This window comes from Pseudomonas sp. NDM (assembly GCF_003105095.1).
GTDB classification, from domain to species: Bacteria; Pseudomonadota; Gammaproteobacteria; order Pseudomonadales; family Pseudomonadaceae; genus Aquipseudomonas; species Aquipseudomonas moraviensis_A.
The window spans coordinates 1-4,485 of record NZ_QETJ01000251.1 but is presented as its reverse complement, the minus strand read 5'-3'; the positions used below and the strand labels follow the sequence as shown (position 1 = coordinate 4,485).

General features: G+C 61.8%; 4 protein-coding genes. All 4 read right to left on the bottom strand.

Features of this window, described 5'->3' with window-relative positions:
• Positions 1-84: 84 nt before the first annotated feature.
• The 4 genes from efeO (DCO47_RS25815) to efeU are packed head-to-tail and all read right to left on the bottom strand — an operon-like array spanning position 85 to position 4,297.
• Entirely contained in the window at positions 85-909 is an 825-nt protein-coding gene (gene efeO / locus DCO47_RS25815) for an iron uptake system protein EfeO (protein WP_083352772.1), read from the bottom strand.
• 26 nt (positions 910-935) lie between these two features.
• Positions 936-2,234, bottom strand: a complete 1,299-nt coding sequence (gene efeB, locus DCO47_RS25810; RefSeq protein WP_116659215.1) for an iron uptake transporter deferrochelatase/peroxidase subunit — start codon at positions 2,232-2,234, stop codon at positions 936-938.
• 15 nt (positions 2,235-2,249) lie between these two features.
• Entirely contained in the window at positions 2,250-3,449 is a 1,200-nt protein-coding gene (gene efeO / locus DCO47_RS25805) for an iron uptake system protein EfeO (RefSeq protein ID WP_116659214.1), read from the bottom strand.
• 8 nt (positions 3,450-3,457) lie between these two features.
• Positions 3,458-4,297, bottom strand: a complete 840-nt coding sequence (gene efeU, locus DCO47_RS25800) for an iron uptake transporter permease EfeU (protein ID WP_116659213.1) — start codon at positions 4,295-4,297, stop codon at positions 3,458-3,460.
• Between the last annotated feature and the right edge of the window lie 188 nt (positions 4,298-4,485).

Genomic DNA, 4,485 nt, shown 5'->3' with positions numbered 1-4,485 from the left:
GAGCAGGCTCACTCCTACAGGGGAACGCATTCCAATTGTAGGAGTGAGCCTGCTCGCGATAGGGCCCTGACAGGCGCTGAAGATTCAGTTCAGACCCAGCTTCCCGCGCATCATCGACAAATCCTCCGCCAATGTATTCACCGGCCCGACCAGCGCCTTGCGGTCGTTGTCCTTTACCTTGTCGTAGGTTTCAAAGCCGCCATCCGCGGTCTTGTACTTGGCGAGGATCTTGTCGACCGTGGCGAAGTTCTTGTCGACTTTCGCTACAAATGCCTTGTCCTGCTGTTCGACCTGCGAACGGAACAGATCGACGATCTTCTTCGCGCCGTCGATATTGCCCTGGAAGTCGTACAGGTCAGTGTGGCTGTAGCGATCTTCCTCGCCGGAAATCTTCGTCGCCGCGACTTCTTCCAGTAGCGCAGCAGCGCCACCGACGACTTTCTCCGGCGGGAAGGTCAGGCCGGCGACACGGGTTTGCAAGTCCTGCACGTCCTTGTTCAAACCGTCGGCCAGTGCATCCAGACCCTGGGTGGATTTCTCCGCGAACAGCGAATATTCGATCCGGTGGAAACCGGTGAAATCTTCAGCCTTCACACCTTTCTCGTGATCATCGACCCGCGAGTCGATGGACGCATCGAGATCGCTGAACAGTTCTGCAATCGGCTCTATCGACTCGTAATAAACCCGCGTCGGCGCGTAGAGCTTCTGCGCGGTGGCGAGATCGCCTTTCTTCACCGCGTCGGTGAACTGCTGAGTGTGGCTGGCCAGCTCATCGAGCTTCTCGGTGACGTAAATCTTGTAGTCCGACACCGGCCCCACCAGATCCAGCGGCGCAGTCGCGGCGAACGCCGACAGCGGGGTGTTGAGCAAACCAAGGGTCAGCAATAACGCGAGTGGCGTCTTTTTCATGGAGCGGCTCCAGTGTCGGTTGGGTGTCATGCGGTTTTGTTGTGGGATGTGGCAGCCAGTAACGAGCGACCGATGAAGTCGTCATCGCCGGTAACGCCGGGCAGGGTGAAGAAGTAACCGCCGCCGACCGGTTTGAGGTATTCCTCGAGCGGTTCGCCGTTGAGGCGGGTCTGCACGGTAATAAAGCCTTGTTCCAGGTCGGCCTGGTAGCAGATGAACAGCAGGCCCATGTCGAGCTGACCGTTCTTGTTGACGCCGTTGGAATAGTTGAACGGCCGGCGCAGGATCAGGTTGGCCTGGGTCGCGGCGGTGCGCGGATTGGCCAGCCGAATGTGCGCGTCGAGTCTGGTCAGCTTGCCGGCGGGATCCTTGCTGTAATCCGGCACTTCGCTTTCCGTGTGGCCACCGATGGGCGCGCCGCTGCTCTTGACCCGGCCGAGAATGCTTTCCTGCTCCTGCAAAGGCGTGCGATCCCAGCGTTCGACAAAGTTGCGGATGATGCGCACCGCTTGATAACTGCCATGGGCAGCCCACGCTGGCTCATCACTGCCCGGTTGCACCCAGACGATGCGGTCCATGGCCTTGGCGTCGTTGGAATCGGGGTTGGCCGAGCCATCGCGAAAACCCAGGAAGTTGCGCGCCGACTGCGCCGGTACGCCGGGTTTGGCCGGGGCTTGCGGCGGTACGCTGCCTTCCTGTTTCCAGCGCACCAGCAGCAGATCGGGGAGGTTCTTGACGATGTCGCGCAGGGCGTGAATGTTGGTGTCGGCGGTGTTGGCGCAGAACTGCAGGCTCAGGTCGCCATGACAGCAATCGGCATCCAGCGCATCGTTGGGGAAACCGACCATGCGTTGCAGGCGCTTGGGTTTGGCCGCTGCCAGACCGAAGCGCTCGTCGAACAGCGAATCACCGACGGACACAGTGATGGTCAGGTTGTCCGGGCTGACCACCGGGCCGAGGATGCCGGAATCCGGCGGCGGCAGTTTCGGATCAATCTGCGCCACCGGGCCGCCCTTCATCAAAAACGCGATGCGTTCGTTCAGTGTGCGGAACAGTCGCTCGAGATCTTCGCGATCGGTCGCCAGCACATCGAACGCCACCAGCATGCCCGAGGCCGGGCGCGGGGTGACGATGCCGGTCTGGTGCACGCCGTGGAAATCGTGGTGGTCTTCGGTCTTGTCGCTGCTCGGCGCTTCGGTGACTTGCACGGGCGCTGCGGCCATGGCCGGGCAGCTCAGGGCTGATCCGGCGAGGGCGACACCGGCGGCGCCCATGCCCATCAGCACGCGGCGCCGTTGCAGGTTGAGAGGTTCTGAATCGTTCATCGGGTGGTCTTCTGCTTACAGGCCGGAAAGGCCGAGGGCGGGGTCGATGCCATCCAGTGCCGTGGCCAGAGCCTTGGCTTTGGCGGCGATCTGCTGGCGTTGCGCGGCGGTCACGGCGTCGTAACTGACGTAGCCGTCGGCGGATTTCAGTGCGTCGAGCTGGCTGTCAAAGTCGCCCAACGCCTGGTCGACTTTCGCCAACACGTCTGCCGCGGATTTGCTCAGCATCGGCCGCAACAGGTCGACGACTTTGTGCGCGGTTTGCCCGTTGGCGGCGAAACCGTTGAGATCGCTATGGCTGTAGCGTTCTTCTTCGCCGCTCCCAGCACGCACGTCGGCGAGGCTGTTGAGGTTGCGCATGACGATGCTCACCAGTTGCTCCGGCGGCAGCGACTGCGCGAGCAACTGCTGCTTGAGCGTGGTGACGTCAGCGAGCAGGCGCTGGGCAATCGGCGCAACGTCGTCGAGTGTGCGCTGCTGGAACAGGGCATATTCGAGTCGGTGGAAACCGACAAAGCCCGGATCCTGCTCGCGCTTTTCGAAATAATCGGCGCGGGCATTGATGTGATTGTCCAGCTCGGCCAGACGCTGCGCCGCCGGCGCCAGACGCTGATAAGCAGCACGCGCCGGCAGGTACGCGGCTTGCGCCTCAGCAAGATCGCCACTGGTTATAGCCTGATCCAGGGCTGTCACCGCTTTGATCAAGGCACTGCCCTGAACGGCCAGATACACGCGAAATTCCGACAACGGCCCGACGAACGCCACCATCGACGGTTTGGCCTTGGCGGCGGCGTCGGAAGCGGCCGTCGGCGTCACGTGCAAAGTGCCGCGCGGGTTACTGAGCAAGCCGCAGGTGATCGCGTAGTCGCCCGGTTGCAGGTTGGCGTTGATCACCTGGCTCAGCCCTGGCGCGATGTTTTCCCGTTCTTCGACCACCAGCACACCGTCGAGAATTTCCCACTCGACCGCACGCTCGGAGCGGTTGACGATGCGGAAACTGGCGCGGCCGGCCGGCACGGTCAGCGAATTCGGCTCGCAACTGTGCGGGTGGATGTTGACGACGATTTCGTCGTGGTTGTGCTGACGCTTGGCGGCGGCCATGTTCGAGGCGTACCAGAACAGCCCGCCGGCGCCGATCATCAGCACTACCGAGCCGGCCAGCGCCCAACGCAAGGCGCGGGGCGGCGAGGCCTGAGGGATTTGATTGTCAGACATGGGTGGCCTTATTGGCTGGAAACGGAAGTCGTTGACGGCGCTTGGCGCGGCGCGGGCATAAAAAACATCACCAGCGCCAGCAGCAGATAAATCAGGTAAGCGCCGAGGGTGCTGACGGTCGGCGCATCCTGATAACCGAACATGCCGGCCAGCACCGAGCCCAGCGGGCCGTCCATCGGCAGCGTCGCGCTGACGTCGAACAGCACCGTTTGCAGGTGATTCCACAACCCGGCTTCATGCAGCGCCTGCACCGAGTTGGCGAGGATCCCGGCGGCGACCACGAGGATGAACAAACCGGTCCACTTGAAGAACGCCGACAGATTCAGGCGCATGCTGCCGCTGTAGATCAGGAAACCGACGATCACCGCCAGGATCAGGCCGAGCAGGGCGCCAATCGGCGCGCCCGGGCCCTCGCTCTGCTGGAACACCGCAAGCAGGAAAAACACTGTTTCCAGGCCTTCGCGAGCGACAGCGAAAAAGACCATGGCAATCAGCGCAATCACCTGATGCCGGGACGCCGTCAGCGCCTGGTCCAGTGAGGCTTGCAGCGAATGCTTGATCGACCGCGCGACCTTGCGCATCCAGAACACCATCGAACTGAGAATGCCCACCGCGACCAGGCCAACCACGCCTTCGAACAGCTCCTGCTGCTTCTGCGGGAATTCGGCACTGACCAGTTCCAGGCCACCACCGACCAGCAGGGCGAGGGCGGCAGCGAGGAAAACGCCGATCCATACGGCGGGCATCCACTGACCGCGGCCGGTCTGTTGCAGGTAACTGGCAATGATGCCGACGATGAGCGCGGCCTCGATGCCTTCGCGCAACATGATCAAAAAGGGAACGAGCATTTGGTAGCCACAGCAATTTAGTTAGGTGGCTAAGTTGTAACATAATGACACTCATTCCCAAATGGCATTCATTGACATTTAGCTGAACCTCAGCTGAACGAAACACGCAACCCTGTAGGAGTGAGCCTGCTCGCGATAGCGGTCTGTCAGCCAAGGAGATGTGACTGATAGACCGCTATCGCGAGCAG